A 16,969-nucleotide genomic window follows, 5' to 3' on the forward strand; every position below is an offset into this window, starting at 1 on the left:
ACATGTGGAAGCGAGTCGGCGGACTCTTGCGCGTGAGTCACGCCATATTGTAGCGTTTGGCTTGTCAGATACGACATCTCGTGCAGCAGTTCTGATCCTCTAAGTCCTCATGTACCGGCGTAAGCGTTCGGGCGCATCTGGTGCGCCCGGCGAGCCTTAAGGGATTCTGGCGGCACGGGTTTTTCGAAGCTTAGGCATTCGCCGTGCGGCCGCCAGGATGGCAAGCGCCGGCGAAGGAAAGGGTGCAATGACCGTTTTGACCTGGTCGGATGATCGCGTCGAGCAGCTGAAAAAGCTCTGGGAGGCCGGACTTTCGGCCAGCCAGATCGCCGCTGAACTCGGCAATGTGACCCGCAATGCCGTAATCGGCAAAGTGCACCGGCTCGGCCTGTCGGGCCGCGCCAAGAGCCCTTCATCGGCAGCGCCGCGGCCGCGCAAGGCGCGCCCCGCCCAGCACATGATGCGGGTGACCCGCCCGATCGCACGCGGCAACACCGCGCTGGCGCAGGCCTTCGAAGTCGAGGTCGAGGCCGAACCGGTCACCTACGACAACGTCGTGCCGATGAGCCAGCGGCTGTCGCTGCTGGAGCTGAACGAGGCGACCTGCCACTGGCCGGTCGGCGATCCCTCGAGCCCGGATTTCTTCTTCTGCGGCGGCAAGGCGCTCTCCGGCCTGCCCTACTGCGCCCAGCACTCGCGCGTGGCGTATCAGCCCGCGGCCGATCGCCGGCGCGCGCCGGTGAAGCCGGGTCCGCGCTGAGGTCGTTCTGAGCTCGGAAAGGAGCCGTCACACGATGGCGGCTCAACAAATCCGATGTCGTCCCGGACAAGCGCGCCTCAAGCGCGCGCAGATCCGGGACCCTTAACCACCGCAAGATGTGGCTACGGGGACTCGGAGTTACCTTTTCACACAATAACCACTCGCTGTGGGTGTCCCGGACCTGCGCTTACGCTTGTCCGGGACGACACCGAGGGTGCGGCCGCAGCTCACCAAGCTTACGCCTGCTCCGCCTTCGCAAAGCGATCGTCCAGTGCGTAGCCCGCACCGCGGACGGTGCGGATCGGGTCCTGCTCGCGGCCGAGATTGAGCAGCTTGCGCAGGCGGCCGATATGGACGTCGACAGTGCGCTCGTCGATGTAGATGTCACGGCCCCAGACACTGTCGAGCAGCTGCTCGCGCGAGAATACGCGGCCGGGATGCTCCAGGAAGAACTCCAGCAGGCGATATTCGGTCGGGCCGAGATCGATCGGCCGGCCCGAACGCGCCACGCGACGCTTGTCGCGGTCAAGCTCGATGTCGCCATAGGCGAGCACCGTGGCGAGCCGCTCGGGGCTGGCGCGCCTGAGCAGGCCCTTCACGCGTGCCAGCAGCTCCGGCACCGAGAACGGCTTGACGATGTAGTCGTCGGCGCCGGTCGCAAGGCCCCGCACCCGCTCGCTCTCCTCGCCGCGCGCGGTGAGCATGATGATCGGGAGCTGCTTGGTCTCGGGCCGGGTGCGCAGCCGCCGGCACAGCTCGATGCCGGAGAGGCCCGGCAACATCCAGTCGAGCACGATCAAATCGGGGATGTGCTCCTTGAGGCGGGTGTCGGCGTCGTCGCCGCGCATCACCGTCTCGACGTCATAGCCGTCGCCTTCGAGGTTGTAGCGGAGAAGCTCGGTGAGAGCTTCCTCGTCCTCAACCACCATAATGCGTGCGCCCATGGTGTTCGTCGCTCCTTAAGTGTTCGGGACCGTCGTGGCGAAGGTCGTCATGTCGCCCTTCGGCCGCTTGTCGGTGATCGCCTGGCCCTCGATCATGTAGAACACGGTCTCGGCGATGTTGGTGGCGTGGTCACCGATGCGCTCGATGTTCTTGGCGCAGAACATCAGATGGATGCAGAACGAGATGTTGCGCGGATCCTCCATCATGTAGGTGAGGAGCTCGCGGAACAGCGAGGTGCAGATGGCGTCGACTTCCTCGTCGCCCTTCCACACCGCCATCGCCGCCGGCAGATCGTGCGCGGCATAGGCGTCCAGCACCGACTTGACCTGTTGCTGCACGAGGTCGGTCATGTGCTCCAGACCGCGGAACAGCTTGAGCGGATGGAAATCCGTCTCCAGCGCCGCGACGCGCTTGCCCATGTTCTTGGCGAGGTCGCCGATCCGCTCGAGATCGGTCGCGACGCGCATGGCGCCGACGATCTCGCGCAGATCCACCGCCATCGGCTGGCGGCGCGCGATGGTGAGAACGGCGCGCTCCTCGATCTTCTTCTGGAGCGCGTCGAGCTCGGCGTCGATGGTCACGACGCGCTGGCCGAGCGCGACGTCGCGGCGGATCAGCGCGTCGACGGAATCGACGATCATGCGCTCGGCGATGCCGCCCATCTCGGCGACCAGGCGCGTGAGCTCCTGGAGGTCGGTGTCGAAGGCCTTTGCGGTATGTTCAGAACCCATGTTCCGTCTCCTCAGCCGAACCGGCCGGTGATGTAATCCTGCGTGCGCCGGTCGGTCGGCGACGTGAAGATCTTGCTGGTGTCGTCGAACTCGATCAGCTCGCCGAGATACATGAAGGCGGTCTTGTCGGAGACGCGCGCCGCCTGCTGCATGTTGTGGGTGACGATCGCGATCGTGTAGTTCTCGGACAGCTCCTGGATCAGCTCCTCGACCTTGGCGGTCGAGATCGGGTCGAGCGCCGAGCAGGGCTCGTCGAACAAGATCACCTCGGGCCGCACCGCGACCGTGCGGGCGATGCAGAGGCGCTGCTGCTGGCCGCCGGAGAGCGACAGGCCGGAGGCGTTGAGCTTGTCCTTGACCTCGTTCCACAGCGCGCCGCCGCGCAGCGCCTTCTCGACGCGGTCGTCCATCTCGGACTTCGAGATCTTCTCGTAAAGGCGGATGCCGAAGGCGATGTTCTCGTAGATCGTCATCGGGAACGGCGTCGGCTTCTGGAACACCATGCCGACGCGGGCGCGCAGCAGATTGAGGTCCAGCTTGGGGTCGAGGACGTTGGTCTGGTCGAGCATGAGCTGACCGGTGACGCGCTGGCCCGGATAGAGGTCGTACATCCGATTGAAGATGCGCAGCAGGGTCGACTTGCCGCAGCCCGACGGGCCGATGAACGCCGTGACGCGGTTGGTGCCGAGCGCCAGATTGATGTTCTTCAGCGCGTGGTGCTCGCCGTAGTAGAAATTGAGGTTGCGCACCGTCACCTTGGCCGGAGCTTCGGGCAGCACCGGCGCCTGGGGCAAACCACCGGCCGCGCTCATCGATACGGAAAGATCACTCATTTTGCGGTCCTCTCGGCGCTCAGAATGCGCGCGCCAATATTCAGGGCAAGAACGGTCAGGGTGATGAGCAGCGCGCCGCTCCAGGCGAGCTGCTTCCAGTAGGCGTAGGGGCTCTGCACGAAATTGTTGATGGTGACCGGCAGGTTCGCCATCGTCTTGTTCAGACCCAGGCTGAAGAACTGGTTCGACAGCGCGGTGAAGAGCAGCGGCGCGGTCTCGCCGGCGACGCGGGCGGTGGCCAGCATCACGCCGGTGATGAGGCCCGAGCGCGCCGCGCGATAGGCGATGCGCTTGATCACCAGCGAGCGCGGCACGCCGAGCGCCGAGGCCGCCTCACGCAGTGCGTTCGGCACCAGCAGCAGCATGTCCTCGGTCGTGCGCAGCACCACCGGGATGACGATCACCGCAAGCGCGAGGCAGCCGGCAATCGCCGAGAAGCCGCGCATCGGCACCACCACCGCACCATAGATGAACAGGCCGATGATGATCGAGGGCGCCGACAGCAGGATGTCGTTGATGAAGCGGATCACCGAGGTCAGGCGGTCGTTGCGGCCGTACTCGGCGAGATAGGTGCCGGCGAACAGACCGAGCGGCGCGCCGATGCCGACGCCGAGCACGGTCATGATGATCGAACCCACGATGGCGTTGCGCAGGCCGCCCTCGGTCGAGCCCGGAGGCGGCGTGTCCGCAACGAAGAGCTCCAGGTTCAGGCCGGCAATGCCGTTGTAGAGCAGCGTCATCAGGATCAGCGCGAGCCATGTGACGCCGAAGGCAGCGGCAGCCAGGCAGAGCACACGGATGACGATGTCCATGCGGCGGCGGCGTGCGTAGATCGGGTTCATGTTACTTCCCCGCCTTCTTTTCAAGACGCATCAGCATCAACCGTGCAGCCGCGAGCACGAAGAATGTCAGCACGAACAGCAGCAGGCCGAGCAGGATCAGGCCCGACTGGTGCAGGCCGTCGCTCTCGGCGAACTCCGATGCGATCGCCGCCGAGATCGTGGTGCCCGGGGCGAAGATCGACGACGAGATGCGGAACGAGTTGCCGATGATGAAGGTCACCGCCATGGTCTCGCCGAGCGCGCGGCCGAGCGCCAGCATGACACCGCCGATGACGCCTACGCGGGTGTAGGGGATCACCACGCTGCGCACGACTTCCCAGGTGGTGCAGCCGACGCCGTAGGCGGCTTCCTTGAGCACCGGCGGCACCGTCTTGAACACGTCGACCGAGATCGAGGTGATGAAGGGCAGCACCATGATGGCGAGGATCAGCGCCGCGTTGAACAGGCTGAGATAGGACGGCGGGCCTGCGAAGATCGCGCCCAGCACGGGGACGCCGTCGAAGATCTTGATCATGAAGGGCTGGAACGTGTTGGCCAGGAACGGGCCGAGCACGAAGAAGCCCCACATGCCGTAGATGATCGAGGGAATGCCGGCGAGCAGCTCGATCGCCATGCCGATCGGGCGGCGCGCCCATTGCGGGCAGAGCTCGGTCAGAAAGATCGCAATGCCGAGACCGACCGGAATGGCGATCGCCATCGCGATGAAGGAGGTGATGAGCGTGCCGTAGATCGGGCCGAGCGCGCCGAGCACGGGCGGATCTGCCGACGGCGCCCAGCGCTGCGTCCACAGGAAGGCGAAGCCGTATTCCTTCATCGCCGGGAACGCGCCGACGATCAGCGAGATGATGATGCCACCGAGGATGAGGAGCACCGAGATCGCGGACAGCCGCGTGATCCAGTAGAAGGTGAGGTCGCCGAGCTTGAAGGCGCCCAAGGCCTTGGCGCGGTCATACGGTCCGGCGTCGTCGATTACATCGCTCTGAACGGCCATCTCTGCCACGCCGATCCCCTGTGCCCGTTTGATATACGCTTGTTGTCGGTCTTGTTGTTGGTCTTGCGCTCCGGATGCGGCGCGAGGCCGATCCGGAGCGGAGGTCTTGTGAGATCCCGGCGCCCAGTCCGGGACACAGAGCGCTTAGCTCTTGATCTCGGCAGCCCAGGTCTTCTCGATCAGCTGGACGACCGGGTCCGGCATCGGGATGTAGTCGAGCTCTTCAGCCGCCTTGCCGCCGCTCTTGAAGGCCCAGCGGAAGAACTTGATGGCTTCCTGCGAGGCTGCCTTGTCGGTGGCATCCTTGTGCATGAGGATGAAGGTCGCCGCCGTGATCGGCCAGGACTTGTCGCCGGGCTGGTCGGTCAGGATGACGTAGTAGCCGGGAGCCTTGGCCCAGTCGGCGTTGGAAGCCGCGGCCTGGAAGGCTTCGACCGTCGGCTGCACCGGCTTGCCGGCCTTGTTGACGAGACCGGTGTAGGTCAGCTTGTTCTGCTTGGCATAGGCGTACTCGACGTAGCCGATCGAGTTCTTGGTCTGGCTGATGTTGCCCGACACGCCTTCGTTGCCCTTGGCGCCGACGCCGACCGGCCACTCGACCGCCGTGCCCTCGCCGACCTTGCTCTTCCAGTCCGCGCTGGCCTTGGCGAGATAGTTGGTGAAGTTGAAGGTGGTGCCCGAACCATCCGAGCGGCGGACCACGGTGATCGCGTCCGACGGCAGCTTCACGTTCGGATTGAGCTTCTTGATCGCGGCGTCGTCCCACTTGGTGATCTTGCCGAGATAGATGCTGGCCAGGGTCTCGCCGTCGAACACCAGCTCGCCGGGCTTCAAGCCCTCGATGTTCACGACCGGAACGATGGCGCCCATCACCATCGGCCACTGGACGAGGCCGTCCTTTTCGAGCTGCTCGGCCTTGAGCGGCGCGTCGCTGGCGCCGAAGGTCACGGTCTTGGCCTGGATCTGCTTGATGCCGCCGCCGGAGCCGATCGACTGGTAGTTCAGACCGTTGCCGGTCTCCTTCTTGTAGGCGTCAGCCCACTTGGAATAGATCGGGAACGGGAACGTCGCACCGGCACCCGTGATATCGGCGGCAAACGCCGCCGTCGCCGATGCGGCGACCAAGCCGGCAGCGACGATAGTTTTGATGAAATTCATGGTGGTCTCCATACAGGGGAGCGAAGCGCCATCCGCGCCCGATCGCGCTCCCCGTGCCGCCCCTTTAGGAGCGGTCGGCTGTGCTTTTACGAAGGTTTCGTGACAGCTGGATGACACGGCCAAGCGATTGAAATCGCTTGAATATCAGGTTGGAGCCGCGGTCTTCGCCTGGGGAAAACAGGCCGTGAAAACGGCGCCCTGCTTGGGCACGCTCTCGATCAAAAGCCGGCCGCGATGGCGGTTAAGAATATGTTTCACCAGCGATAATCCGAGCCCCGTCCCGCCCTGCGAGCGGCTGTCACCGACGTCGACCCGGTAGAACCGCTCGGTCAGTCGCGGCAGGTGCTCGGGCGCGATGCCGGGTCCGAAATCACGGACCATGACCCGGATTTCCTGAGTTCCATCAGTGGCTGCCGCGGCGGCCAGCGACACGATGACACGTCCGCCCGACGCCCCGTATTTGAGCGCGTTCTCGATCAGGTTCTCGAACAGGCGAAGCAATTCCTCGCGGTCGCCCGCAATCATCACCGGAGTCTCAGGCAGATGGGTTTCGACCTCGACCTGGCGCTCCCGCGCCAGCGGCTCGAGCCCGTCGGCAACCTGGAAGATGATCGGCAGCAGGTCGACCAGGGTGTCGGGCCGCACATGGGCCGACAGCTCGACCCGCGACAGCGAGAGCAGATCGTCGATCAGGCGCGCCATCCGGGTCGCCTGGTTGTGCATGATGCCGAGGAACCGCTCGCGTGCCTTGGGATCGTCCTTGGCCTGGCCCTGAAGCGTGTCGATGAAACCCGACAGCGCGGCGAGCGGCGTGCGCAGCTCGTGGCTGGCATTGGCGACGAAGTCTGCGCGCATCTCCTCGACCCGGCGCAGCGGCGTCTGGTCGTGGAAGGTCATCAGCATGCATTTGTCGGCGCCGCCGAAGGAGGTCGGCACCGGCACCGGCGTGATGGTCAGCTCCATCCAGCGGTCGACCGGGACATGGTCGAGATAGGTCGTGCGCCGCGGCTCGGTGGTCGCAATCGACTCCCGCAGCGCCGTGATGATCTCCGGCGAGCGCAGCGCGAACTGGGCGAGCTCGTTCTTGCGCAGCGCCGGCGCCAGCTGGGCGGCGGCGGCATTGAGATGGATGACACGCCCGGCGCGGTCGAGCAGCACCGCCGGATCCGGCATGCCGGCGACGACCGCGGCCACTGCCGCGCTCTCGACCGGGTTGACGCGGCGGGTGTCGTCGCGCGAAGCGGCATTGTCGTGCAGCCGCCAGGGGATCAGCGCCGCGGCCGCGATGCAGAGGAACACCGTCGCCGCCCGCATCACCGACAATTCGCCGAGCGAGACCACCACCGACAGCGCCAGCGCTGCGGCGATCAGGATGACGGTCGAGTGCCGCAGCCGGTCAGACCAGGGCTGCGCGGAGGGAGAAGATGGTGCGTCGATCGCCATCGGGGCGGGCTTCTCCTAAAGGGGATGCGCCGGTCAGGCGCCGGTGTCGCTGCGCTCTCTCACATAGGCGGCTTCACGCGCCGGGCCGGGGTCGAGCTTGAGCGCCGCCTGCTGCAAGCGCTTCGATCGAGCGCCGATTATAACCTCGCGAAACGTCAGCAAGATTACAGATATGACGAAGGGGGAGAGATAATAGAGGACGCGGAACAGGAGCATGCCACCCAGCAGTTCCTCGCGATCCATCTGCCAGAGGCCGACCAGCATGGCGGCATCGAACACGCCGAGCCCTCCCGGCGAGTGGCTGGCGAAACCGAGCAAGGTCGCCGAGACGAAGATCACCGCCACGACGACGAAGCCGAGATTGGGCTCGTCCGGGACCAGCACGTACATCGCGAGCGCACAGAAGCCGAGATCGATGATGCCGATGGCGATCTGGAGCAGCGTCAGCGGGCCGCCCGGCAGCACCACGGTCCAGGGCCCGCGGCCGACCACCCGCGGCTGGGTCCAGACCCAGACCACATAGGCGATCAGCCCCACGATGATCATCATCGCCAGCATCCGGTTCAGCCAGGGCGGAAGCTGGTCGATCGCGGCAGCGGCTTCCGGATGGTAGGAGATGCCGAGGCCGAGCACCGCGGCATTGCCGAGCCAGAAGGTCAGGCCGGCGAGGAAGCAGATCTTTGCGACGTCGATCGCGTTCAGGCCATAGGCCGAATAGATGCGGTAGCGCACCGCACCGCCGGTGAAGACGCTGGCGCCGACATTGTGGCCGATCGAATAGCTGGTGAAGGCGGCGAGCGCATTGATCCGGTAGGGCACATGGGCGTGACCGATCGCGCGCACGGCGAACAGATCGTAGAAGGTCAGGGTGAAATAGCCCGCGGCCACGAACAGCGCCGCCATTGCGATCTGGCTCGGCTCGGTGCTCTTGATCGCTTCGAGGACCTCGTTGACGTCGATGCCCCGCAGCATGTGGTAGAGCACATAGCAAGCGATGCCGATGACCGCGACGCTGATCACAACTCCAAGCTTATGCAGGACTTGCTTCTGGCGCAGAAACGTCATCGCCCTGCGTATGGCTTCCAGCATCTAGACCTCGAACAACGCTTCAGCGGCCGGGGTGGCCGGCGGACGACGCACAGGCATTCAACGAACCCTTGCCGCCGGCTCCGGCATCGCGCATGCCCCATGCCCTTCCACTAGCGCGTTTTGGGGCGGAGTGGAATTCAGCAATTCGAACAAAAACTCGTGCCTTCAATATTTTAGGCAGGGTTGCGGGCTCCTGATGCACGGATTGGCGCTTTCGGCGGCAAGACTGACGCGAATCTCCATGGCAATCCTGCGCAGGCGCCATGAAGTTTTGATGATTTCGACCGCACAATGTTCCGTCACGACTTAAGCCGACGTCAATCTATGGGCCGCCCCCGCCTGGCGAAAGAGGGGGTGGCCGGCGCTGTTGTTCAGGGATTTCAGGTGGGCCGAAAGGCCGCGGCGACGGTAGCGGCCTCAGGAAGCGATCGGAATCCGCCCCGGATCAGTGCCACGCGGAAGTGACGGCGGCCACGATTTCGTCGGTACCGGGAAAGTGGCCCTTGCTGCGGCTGGCGACGATGCTGTCGCCGACCTTGACCTGGAAGATCCCACCCTTGGCGGGCACGAGAGCCGCCTCCAGCGCCAGATGCTGCCGCAGCGCAGCAGCGGCGTCCTTGGCGCGCTTCTCGTAGCCGCAGGGACGGCAATAGATGATGGTCACATCAGCCATCTCGCCCGCCTTCAGGCAGCGCGCTGCTGGCGCACGGCTTCGATGCCGGCGATCCAGCCGGCGACGGAGCGGCCGATCGCCTCGGGGTGATCCTCCTGGAGAAAGTGCAGCCCAGGTCCGAGGCGCACCAATGCGCAGTGATTCAGCGAGGCTGCGAACCGCTCGGCGAATTCGGGCGCGACGAGCGCGCCGGGCGTGCCCGAGAACAACAGCTTCGGATAGGACGATGCAGCGAGCGCAGCATGCGCGGATTGAAGCGTCTCGTAGACGTCGGCAGGTTCGCCCGCGATCGGCAGTTCGYGGGGAAAGGCGAGAACGGGCCGGCGGCTCTCCGGCGTCGGGAATGGCGCACGGTAAGGCGCCATCTCGTCGTCGCCGAGTTTGCGGACGATGCCACCGGGCAGCACGCGTTCGACGAACGCATTCGCCTCGAGGATCATCGCTTCGCCCTCGCCCGGCGTCCTGAATTTGCGGAACGCCGCCCTCGCCGCCTCGGCGTGGTCCTGCTCCTCCGCGACCTCGGTGTGGTGAAAGTCCTGCCAGGTCGGCATCGGGCGGATGAACTCCATGAAAGCAAGGCCGCGCACGAAATCCGGCCGGCGCGCGGCGAGATGGAACGCGAGCGCGGTGCCCCAGTCCTGCGCGACAAGATAGGCCGATTTGATGCCGCGCTGTTCGATGAATGCATCGAGATAGCGGACGTGGTCGACGAAGCGATAACCGATGTCGGGCTTGCCGGACTGGCCGAAGCCGACGAGATCGGGCGCGATGCAATGCGCGACCGGCGATACAAGCGGCAGGATGTTGCGCCAGATATGCGACGACGTCGGGTTGCCGTGCAGGAACAGGGCAGCGGGCGCATCGCGATCTCCCGCCTCGCAATAGGYCATCGTGCTTCCCAGCACAGACGCTTTGAGAATCTCGATTTCAGTTGGCTTGCTCATGTCAGCTCCCTGAAGACGGTTTGAAAGGCGATGGTCTTGAAACGTTCGAGGGCGTTGGGATTGCGGTCGACCTTCATGCGTAGGATCGCGCCCTGCCAGGACGCGAGCAGGAAATCGGCAAGCTCTTCGGGCTCGAAATCGGATGCGATCTCGCGGCACGTCTGGGCGTCCCTGATGCAGGCGGCGAACGGCGCGCGCCACTCGGCGAAGATTTCGGCGAGACGCGCGCGCAGCATTTCGCTGCTGGCTGATGCCTCCAGGCTGAGATCACCGATCAGGCAGCCGCGGCCATAGCCGTCAGCCTCCAGCCGGCCGGTGATGATGTCGAGATAGCGCCGCAGCCGCGCGCGCGGCGTCAGCGAGGTGTCGTCGAGCGCCTCCGCGACCAGCCCCCTCGTGGTGTCGAAGTAGCGGTCGAGCACCTCGGAGGCGAATATCTCTTTGGAGCGAAAATGGTTGGTGAAGGACCCCTGCGGCGCGCCTGCCGCAGCGGTGACGTCGCGCACGCTGGTGCCGTGATAGCCGGTCCTGAACATGACCTTCAGGCCGGCATCGAGGATGGCGTCTTTGAGTGAGGGCTTTGGCATGAAGAAGATAATACGTACGTACGTATTAATGTCAAGCGCATTCTGATYGCTCGGCAATTTGCTTCCCGATCAGGCCGTTATCGCAATGTTGGATCGAAAGGGATGTGCCTCGCTCGGCGCCACGATGGAGGTGCATTCCCTCCCCCCTTGCGGGGGAGGGCTAGGGAGAGGGGTGGCCGCAAGCGAGGTCGGAGTTTGTAGCTACCCCTCTCCCCGACCCTCCCCCGCAAGGGGGGAGGGAGCGAGAGAGCGATGGCCGCCTCACCCAAATCACCCGAACCAAACTTTCCGATGCGTCGCGGCGACGACTGTCGATCGCTCACCGAGCCCAAGGACTCAGGCCGCCGGCTGGCTCCGCGAGACCACCCTGTCGCGCAGCCAGGCGCCGATGGTGCAGCCGACGAGGTAGCAGGCGAACATGACCAGCCCGAGATCGAGCCAATAGCCGAAGCGGCCGGGCACCACATGCGCGAACGAGGCTGCGACCAAGGCGGCGGCAAGCACGGCGAGCCAGCGCGCGGTCACCTTCGAGGTGCCGTTGCCGCGCTGGACCACCGAGATCCAGCCCATGCAAAAGCCCAGCAGTAGCGAGCCGATCAGCCAGCCCAGATGGAACGAGACGAGATAGGGCATCATCACCTCACCAGAAATTCGATGCGGCGGTTCTGCGCCTTGCCTTCGTCGGTGTCATTGCCGGCGAGGGGCTGCGTGGCGCCATAGCCGACCGGGGTGAAGCGGGTGGCCGGCAGCCCGGCCTTGACCAGATAGTCGATCACGGCCTGCGCGCGCTTCTCCGAGAGAGCCTGATTGAAGGAGWCCTCACCGTCGGCATCGGTGTGCCCGGCCACCTCGATATTGGTGGTGGGGCAGCGCAGCGCCGTCTCGATCAGATGGTCGAGAATGCCGGCGGAATCCGGGTCGATGTCGGCGCGTTTCGTTGCGAAGCGGATCTTGCCCTTGTTCAGGAGCTCCGTGAACAATTGCTGGCAGACCGTGCCGTCGACCGGGCCCGCGGCAGGCTTCACCGTAATCTCCGGCTTGTACTGCCAGTTCTTCGGGAAGTCCTTGCCGAGGCCTGCGCGGATGTCGTTGGCGGCACCTTCATAGAGCGCGTCGCCCGACAGCTTCACCTCGCGATCGGACACCACGAGCGTACCGGTCGACAGCCGCGACAGCCCGCCGAGCGCTGCGACCACGGCAGTATTGAAGGAGCCGGGTGCGCCGACGCTGGCCTTGAGATTGTCGACGACCTTTTCGGTGAAGAACTTTCGCGAGGCACTCGTTGCAATGGCCGCGTGCACGTTGTTGTCAGGCACGTAGCCCGTCAGCGTCACGGTCGCGGCGACCGGGTCCTTGTAGGCCTGGAAGATGTAGGGCGGCGCCTTGACGTCGTTGGCGGCGACCGAAAAGCCCTCCGGCAGGTTCTTGAGCGCGGCCGCGATCGCCTCACGGCCGCCGAGGTCGCGCGCCATGCCCGACAGATTGACCTTGGTGTCGGTGATCGTGATCTTGCCGTCCTTGAGCTTGCCGATCTGGTCGAGCAGCAGCATCGCGGCCGCCTCGAACCGCGGCGGCGCGCCGCGCGCGAGACCCATCTGATCGGCGACCTCGGTCCCGTTGACCTCCTTGCGCGCGGCCTCGGTCAGGCGCGCCTTCATCGACGGCAGGGGCGCGGAGCCGGACAGCGTCACCCGCACCACGTCACGCTCGGCATTCCAGACGAAGGGCGTTGCTTCGGGAACAAGGCGGGTCCGGTCGTCGACCAGGCGCACGCCCGGGACGAGCTCGACCGCCATCACGGCATCGCGGCGCCCCTCCTCGGAAAAGGCGTCCGCGGCCAGGCTGACGTCCCGGCCGTCGACCGCGATCCGGGTCTTGTCCAGAACGGTCTCCTTGAGCGCCGCCGAACTGCGGGCGGACAGGTCCGCCTCGACCGGCAAGGTATTATTCCAGGCCGCAAATCCCCACATGACGGCCAGGGGGATCAGCCCTGGCCACCATTTGCTGGCCCACCTGAAAAGCTTCTGCATTCAACGACCCGAACTCTGGAACCGGAGACAAAACAAACCCTTGGCGGGCTGTCAAACCGGAAATGATGCCCTTCCGAAGGCCATGCGTCGACAATTGGAATAACTTTTTCTTCAAGGGTTCTTCCGTAAGTTGAAAGTGGAATGCCAGAGTTCGCCAGCCGGTCATGAAACAACTCCGAAACAACGTTATCCGCGCCGGGCTGGGGGCACTCTATTTCAGCGGGGCGCACCACCTGTTGCGCCCGCTCTTGTCGGGCGTCGGCGCCATTTTCATGCTGCACCATGTGCGGCCGGCCCGCGAGGCCGCGTTCCAGCCGAACCGGCACCTCGAAGTCACCCCCGATTTCCTGCGCGCCACGCTGAGCCATTTGCGCTCGCGCGGGATCGACATCGTCAGCATGGACGAGCTGCATGAGCGGCTGGTGCAGGGCCGGTTCACCCGCCCCTTCGCCGCCTTCACCCTCGACGACGGCTACCGCGACAATCTCGAATTCGCGCTGCCGGTTCTGCGCGAATTTGACGCGCCCTTGGCCGTCTATGTCGCGAGCGAGTTTGCCGAGGGCACCGGACGTCTGTGGTGGACCGCGCTGGAAACCGTGATCGCCAAGGCCGAACAGATCGACGTCCAGATCGGCAATTCCGCACTGCGGCTGGATGCAACGACCCCTGCCGCAAAACAAATGGCGTTCGACCGCCTGCACGATTGGCTGCGCGCGCTGCCGGGCGAACATGATCTCAAGCGCGAGATCGAGGCGCTCTGCGCCAGATACGACGTCGACATGGCCGCACTGTGCCGCAGCCTGTGCCTGTCCTGGGACGAGGTGAAGGCATTTGCCGCCGATCCGCTGGTCACGATCGGCGCGCACACCATCAGCCATTGCAATCTCGCCAGGCAGAGCGAGGGGATCGCCGCACAGGAGATGGCGGTAAGCCGCGCGCGGATCGAGCAGGCGCTCGGCCGTACCGTGCTGCACTTCGCCTACCCCTATGGCGACCGCGAAGCGGCGGGCGAGCGCGAATTCACACTCGCTGCATCGGCCGGATTCAAGACCGCGGTGACGACCCGGCCCGGCATGCTGTTCGCCGAGAACGCCGGCCACATGACGGCGCTGCCGCGCGTCTCGCTCAACGGCAATTACCAGGACGCGCGAATTTTGCCGGTGCTGACCTCAGGCGCCGCGACCGCGATGTGGAACGGCTTTCGCCGGATTGCGGCGGCCTGATCCATCTGCACACTCAGACCTCATCCTGAGGAGCGCTCCAAAGGAGCGCGTATCGAAGGATGGCCGCCTGCATCCTTCGAGACGCGCTGACGCGCTCCTCAGGATGAGGGCGGAGCTGGCCAGCGCCTTCCTTGACTCCCCTCTCCGCCGCGCTCAGAACGTCGCTAACCAAGGGAGGCACCATGTTCAACGATCTGTTCTCGCTCAAAGGCCGTGTCGCGCTCGTGACCGGCGGTTCGCGCGGCATCGGCAAGATGATCGCAGCGGGCTTCCTCGCGCAAGGCGCGGCGAAGGTCTACATCACCGCGCGCAAGGCCGGGCCGTGCGAGGCGACGGCGAAAGAGCTCTCCGCCCAATATGACGGCGAATGYATCGCGCTGCCGATCGATATCTCGACCATCGAAGGCTGCGACAGGCTGGCCTCCGAAATCATCAAGCTGGAGCCGAAGCTCGACATCCTCGTCAACAATGCGGGTGCGGCCTGGGGCGCGGAGTTCGACGAATTCCCGGAGAGCGGTTGGGACAAGGTGATGGACCTCAACGTCAAGTCGCTGTTCTTCCTGACCAAGGCGCTGGCAAAGCCGCTGCGCGCGGCGGCGTCGCACGAGCGGCCCGCCAAGGTCATCAACATCGCCTCGGTCGACGGCATCTTCGTCAATCCGAGCGAGACCTATTCCTACGCCGCCAGCAAGGCCGCCGTGATCCATCTGACGCGGCGCATGGCGACGAAACTGATCAAGGACAACATCAACGTCACCGCGATCGCGCCGGGCGCGTTCAAGTCCGACATGAACCGCGCCGCGCGCGACCACGCGGACGACGTCGCCAAGCGCATTCCTGCGCGGCGTATCGGAACCGATGAGGACATGGCCGGTGTGGCGATCTATCTCGCCTCGCGTGCGGGTGATTACGTGGTCGGCAACACCATCGCGGTGGATGGCGGCGTGGTGTACGCGAATGCGGGGCTGGAGATCGCGGGGTAGGCGGCTTAGGGAGAAGCCGCGCCGCACACTCCGCTGTCATGCCCCGCGAAGGCGGGGCATCCAGTACGCCGCGGCCTCTCGGCTAAAGCACAGCCGCCTCTGGAATACTGGATCACCCGCTCCAGTGCGCAATCGCGCACAAGGCGGGTGATGACAGCATTCGTGTGGCGCGAGCGGCGTCTAACGCCTACGACTCGATCTTCACGTACTCGAAATCGCCGGGCTTGTTGTCGATGCCGACCTTCGGCGGCGAGATCCAGGAGGCGAACTGGCCGGTCTCGGTGACGGGCTGCATCAGCGAGGTGATGAAGTCGCCGTCGGCGGTCGAGGGCAGCCATTCGTCCTTGCGCCTGGCCCAGGTGGCGTCGTCGATCAAAAGACCATCCGGCGTCGCATGGATGCCCTTGAACTCGCCGATATGGCGATGGAAAGCGACGTTGGGCAGTTTGAGCTGGAAGTTATAGCCCGCGGTCGAGATCACCTTGTTCCAGCGCAGCATGCCCTTGACGCAGTCCTGGCTGTAATCGTCGCGCAGGCGCATGTTGAGCGCCGTCAGCGCCGGCTCGTCGACCAGCTTGATCTCGCCGTCGATGAACTTGAGCACCGGATAGGTGGCGTTCTTGAGCTGGTGATCGTCGTCGATCTGGGTCTCGTGATAGCGGCCCTTGATGCCGGTGTTGAAGGCGTTGGCAGCGTTGGTCGAGACCTCCGAGCCGAACAGGTCGAGCGACAGCGTGTAGTGCAGGTTCAACTTCTTCTGGATCGTCGGCAGGTCGATCACGCCGAGCGCGCGAACCTTTGCGATGTCGGTGGGATCGGTGATGCCGGCTTCGCGCATCGCGTCACAAGTGCGCTGCACGACGCGGGTGATGCCGGTCTCGCCGACGAACATATGGTGCGCTTCTTCCGTCAGCATGAAACGGCAGGTGCGCGACAAGGGATCGAAGCCCGACTGCGCGAGCGAGTGCAGCTGCATCTTGCCGTCGCGGTCGGTGAAGTAGGTGAACATGAAGAAGGACAGCCAGTCCGGCGTCGCCTCGTTGAAGGCACCGAGCATGCGCGGCGCATCGGCATCGCCCGAGCGACGGCGCAGCAAGTCATCCGCTTCCTCGCGGCCGTCGCGGCCAAAGTACTTCTGGAGCAGGTAGACCATCGCCCAGAGGTGACGGCCTTCCTCGACATTGACCTGGAACAAATTGCGCATGTCGTAGAGCGAGGGCGCGGTCTTGCCGAGGTGACGCTGCTGCTCGACGGAAGCCGGCTCGGTGTCGCCCTGGATCACGATCAGGCGGCGCAGCATGGCGCGATACTCGCCCGGGACTTCCTGCCACGCAGGCTCGCCGAAATGCTCGCCGAACGGAACGACGCGATTTTCCTCCTGCGGCGCAAGCAGGATGCCCCAGCGATAGTCGGGCATGCGGACATAGTCGAACTTGGCCCAGCCGCGCGGATCGACGGAGTAGGCGGTGCGAAGGTACACCAGCGACTCCTGAAAGCCTTCCGGCCCCATGTCGCTCCACCAGTCCATATAGCCGGGATGCCAGCCCTCCAGCGCCTTCAGCACCTGGCGGTCTTCGGCGAGATTCACGTTGTTGGGAATCTTGGTCGAGTAGTCGACGTTCATGATGTTCATGGTGGACCTCCCGTGGGGGACTGATTCATTCAACGATTGGCATCCAACCGTGAGCTTGCGAATGGCGAATGGTGAGTAGCGAATGGAAATCCCTATTCGCCATT

17 protein-coding genes are annotated in these 16,969 nt (G+C 64.9%); 3 read left to right on the forward strand and 14 right to left on the reverse strand.

The window, feature by feature from the left end; translation table 11 throughout:
- The first annotated feature begins 247 nt into the window (after nucleotides 1-247).
- Nucleotides 248-760: a GcrA family cell cycle regulator gene (locus AB4Z51_RS08375; RefSeq protein WP_166348149.1), complete on the forward strand. Its 513-nt coding sequence runs from the start codon at nucleotides 248-250 to the stop codon at nucleotides 758-760.
- Nucleotides 761-996: 236 nt separating this feature from the next.
- Here the strand turns inward: AB4Z51_RS08375 and phoB are convergent, their stop codons facing one another.
- From phoB to AB4Z51_RS08440, 13 genes are all read right to left on the reverse strand, one after another.
- Entirely contained in the window at nucleotides 997-1,704 is a 708-nt protein-coding gene (phoB, locus tag AB4Z51_RS08380; RefSeq protein ID WP_014491300.1) for a phosphate regulon transcriptional regulator PhoB, read from the reverse strand.
- A 15-nt stretch (nucleotides 1,705-1,719) separates the two neighbouring features.
- Nucleotides 1,720-2,436, reverse strand: coding sequence for a phosphate signaling complex protein PhoU (gene phoU, locus AB4Z51_RS08385; protein WP_028155152.1), 717 nt, complete (start codon nucleotides 2,434-2,436; stop codon nucleotides 1,720-1,722).
- Nucleotides 2,437-2,447: 11 nt separating this feature from the next.
- Nucleotides 2,448-3,269: a phosphate ABC transporter ATP-binding protein PstB gene (pstB, locus tag AB4Z51_RS08390; protein ID WP_063979878.1), complete on the reverse strand. Its 822-nt coding sequence runs from the start codon at nucleotides 3,267-3,269 to the stop codon at nucleotides 2,448-2,450.
- Nucleotides 3,266-4,111, reverse strand: a complete 846-nt coding sequence (pstA, locus tag AB4Z51_RS08395; RefSeq protein ID WP_441497253.1) for a phosphate ABC transporter permease PstA — start codon at nucleotides 4,109-4,111, stop codon at nucleotides 3,266-3,268. The genes pstB and pstA overlap by 4 nt, the downstream gene beginning before the upstream one ends.
- A gap of 1 nt (nucleotide 4,112) precedes the next feature.
- A complete protein-coding gene (gene pstC / locus AB4Z51_RS08400; protein ID WP_063979880.1) occupies nucleotides 4,113-5,102 on the reverse strand; it encodes a phosphate ABC transporter permease subunit PstC in 990 nt (329 codons plus the stop codon).
- A gap of 144 nt (nucleotides 5,103-5,246) precedes the next feature.
- Complete coding sequence (gene pstS / locus AB4Z51_RS08405) at nucleotides 5,247-6,260, reverse strand: phosphate ABC transporter substrate-binding protein PstS (protein WP_441497254.1); 1,014 nt, start codon at nucleotides 6,258-6,260, stop codon at nucleotides 5,247-5,249.
- A 144-nt stretch (nucleotides 6,261-6,404) separates the two neighbouring features.
- Nucleotides 6,405-7,703, reverse strand: coding sequence for an ATP-binding protein (locus AB4Z51_RS08410; protein WP_441497255.1), 1,299 nt, complete (start codon nucleotides 7,701-7,703; stop codon nucleotides 6,405-6,407).
- A 33-nt stretch (nucleotides 7,704-7,736) separates the two neighbouring features.
- Nucleotides 7,737-8,792, reverse strand: a complete 1,056-nt coding sequence (locus AB4Z51_RS08415; RefSeq protein ID WP_441497256.1) for a UPF0104 family protein — start codon at nucleotides 8,790-8,792, stop codon at nucleotides 7,737-7,739.
- Between the two features lie 445 nt (nucleotides 8,793-9,237).
- Nucleotides 9,238-9,465 carry an Rdx family protein gene (locus AB4Z51_RS08420; protein WP_354118930.1) on the reverse strand — a complete coding sequence of 76 codons (228 nt, stop codon included), beginning with the start codon at nucleotides 9,463-9,465 and terminating at the stop codon, nucleotides 9,238-9,240.
- Between the two features lie 11 nt (nucleotides 9,466-9,476).
- On the reverse strand, nucleotides 9,477-10,409 hold the full coding sequence (locus AB4Z51_RS08425; protein WP_441497257.1) for a haloalkane dehalogenase: 933 nt from the start codon (nucleotides 10,407-10,409) through the stop codon (nucleotides 9,477-9,479).
- Entirely contained in the window at nucleotides 10,406-10,996 is a 591-nt protein-coding gene (locus AB4Z51_RS08430; RefSeq protein WP_441497258.1) for a TetR family transcriptional regulator C-terminal domain-containing protein, read from the reverse strand. Before AB4Z51_RS08430 ends, AB4Z51_RS08425 begins: the two co-directional genes overlap by 4 nt.
- Nucleotides 10,997-11,332: 336 nt before the next feature.
- A complete protein-coding gene (locus tag AB4Z51_RS08435; RefSeq protein ID WP_063979886.1) occupies nucleotides 11,333-11,629 on the reverse strand; it encodes a hypothetical protein in 297 nt (98 codons plus the stop codon).
- Between the two features lie 2 nt (nucleotides 11,630-11,631).
- Entirely contained in the window at nucleotides 11,632-13,026 is a 1,395-nt protein-coding gene (locus AB4Z51_RS08440) for an OmpA family protein (RefSeq protein ID WP_441497259.1), read from the reverse strand.
- Between the two features lie 164 nt (nucleotides 13,027-13,190).
- Between AB4Z51_RS08440 and AB4Z51_RS08445 the strand changes: the two genes are divergently transcribed.
- Nucleotides 13,191-14,249 (forward strand): polysaccharide deacetylase family protein, encoded by a 1,059-nt coding sequence (locus AB4Z51_RS08445; protein WP_441497260.1) that lies wholly within the window; start codon nucleotides 13,191-13,193, stop codon nucleotides 14,247-14,249.
- A gap of 182 nt (nucleotides 14,250-14,431) precedes the next feature.
- The gene (locus tag AB4Z51_RS08450; protein ID WP_441497261.1) at nucleotides 14,432-15,232 is read left to right on the forward strand and encodes an SDR family oxidoreductase; all 801 of its coding nucleotides are present in this window, start codon (nucleotides 14,432-14,434) and stop codon (nucleotides 15,230-15,232) included.
- A 187-nt stretch (nucleotides 15,233-15,419) separates the two neighbouring features.
- Here AB4Z51_RS08450 and boxB read toward each other — a convergent pair whose 3' ends face one another.
- Nucleotides 15,420-16,856, reverse strand: a complete 1,437-nt coding sequence (gene boxB / locus AB4Z51_RS08455) for a benzoyl-CoA 2,3-epoxidase subunit BoxB (RefSeq protein WP_441497295.1) — start codon at nucleotides 16,854-16,856, stop codon at nucleotides 15,420-15,422.
- Nucleotides 16,857-16,969: the final 113 nt, after the last annotated feature.

The sequence above is a fragment of the Bradyrhizobium sp. 2TAF36 genome, assembly GCF_052114925.1.
In the GTDB taxonomy this organism is placed as follows: Bacteria; Pseudomonadota; Alphaproteobacteria; order Rhizobiales; family Xanthobacteraceae; genus Bradyrhizobium; species Bradyrhizobium barranii.

Bases quoted from the DNA above. Each gene is read 5' to 3' on its own strand.
- pstC (WP_063979880.1), bottom strand. From the start codon at position 5,102: ATGGCCGTTCAGAGCGATGTAATCGACGACGCCGGACCGTATGACCGC.
- AB4Z51_RS08375 (WP_166348149.1), top strand. From the start codon at position 248: ATGACCGTTTTGACCTGGTCGGATGATCGCGTCGAGCAGCTGAAAAAG.
- pstS (WP_441497254.1), bottom strand. From the start codon at position 6,260: ATGAATTTCATCAAAACTATCGTCGCTGCCGGCTTGGTCGCCGCATCG.
- AB4Z51_RS08420 (WP_354118930.1), bottom strand. From the start codon at position 9,465: ATGGCTGATGTGACCATCATCTATTGCCGTCCCTGCGGCTACGAGAAG.
- AB4Z51_RS08415 (WP_441497256.1), bottom strand. From the start codon at position 8,792: ATGCTGGAAGCCATACGCAGGGCGATGACGTTTCTGCGCCAGAAGCAA.
- boxB (WP_441497295.1), bottom strand. From the start codon at position 16,856: ATGAACGTCGACTACTCGACCAAGATTCCCAACAACGTGAATCTCGCC.
- AB4Z51_RS08430 (WP_441497258.1), bottom strand. From the start codon at position 10,996: ATGCCAAAGCCCTCACTCAAAGACGCCATCCTCGATGCCGGCCTGAAG.
- AB4Z51_RS08445 (WP_441497260.1), top strand. From the start codon at position 13,191: ATGAAACAACTCCGAAACAACGTTATCCGCGCCGGGCTGGGGGCACTC.
- phoB (WP_014491300.1), bottom strand. From the start codon at position 1,704: ATGGGCGCACGCATTATGGTGGTTGAGGACGAGGAAGCTCTCACCGAG.
- pstA (WP_441497253.1), bottom strand. From the start codon at position 4,111: ATGAACCCGATCTACGCACGCCGCCGCCGCATGGACATCGTCATCCGT.
- AB4Z51_RS08410 (WP_441497255.1), bottom strand. From the start codon at position 7,703: ATGGCGATCGACGCACCATCTTCTCCCTCCGCGCAGCCCTGGTCTGAC.
- AB4Z51_RS08435 (WP_063979886.1), bottom strand. From the start codon at position 11,629: ATGCCCTATCTCGTCTCGTTCCATCTGGGCTGGCTGATCGGCTCGCTA.
- pstB (WP_063979878.1), bottom strand. From the start codon at position 3,269: ATGAGTGATCTTTCCGTATCGATGAGCGCGGCCGGTGGTTTGCCCCAG.
- phoU (WP_028155152.1), bottom strand. From the start codon at position 2,436: ATGGGTTCTGAACATACCGCAAAGGCCTTCGACACCGACCTCCAGGAG.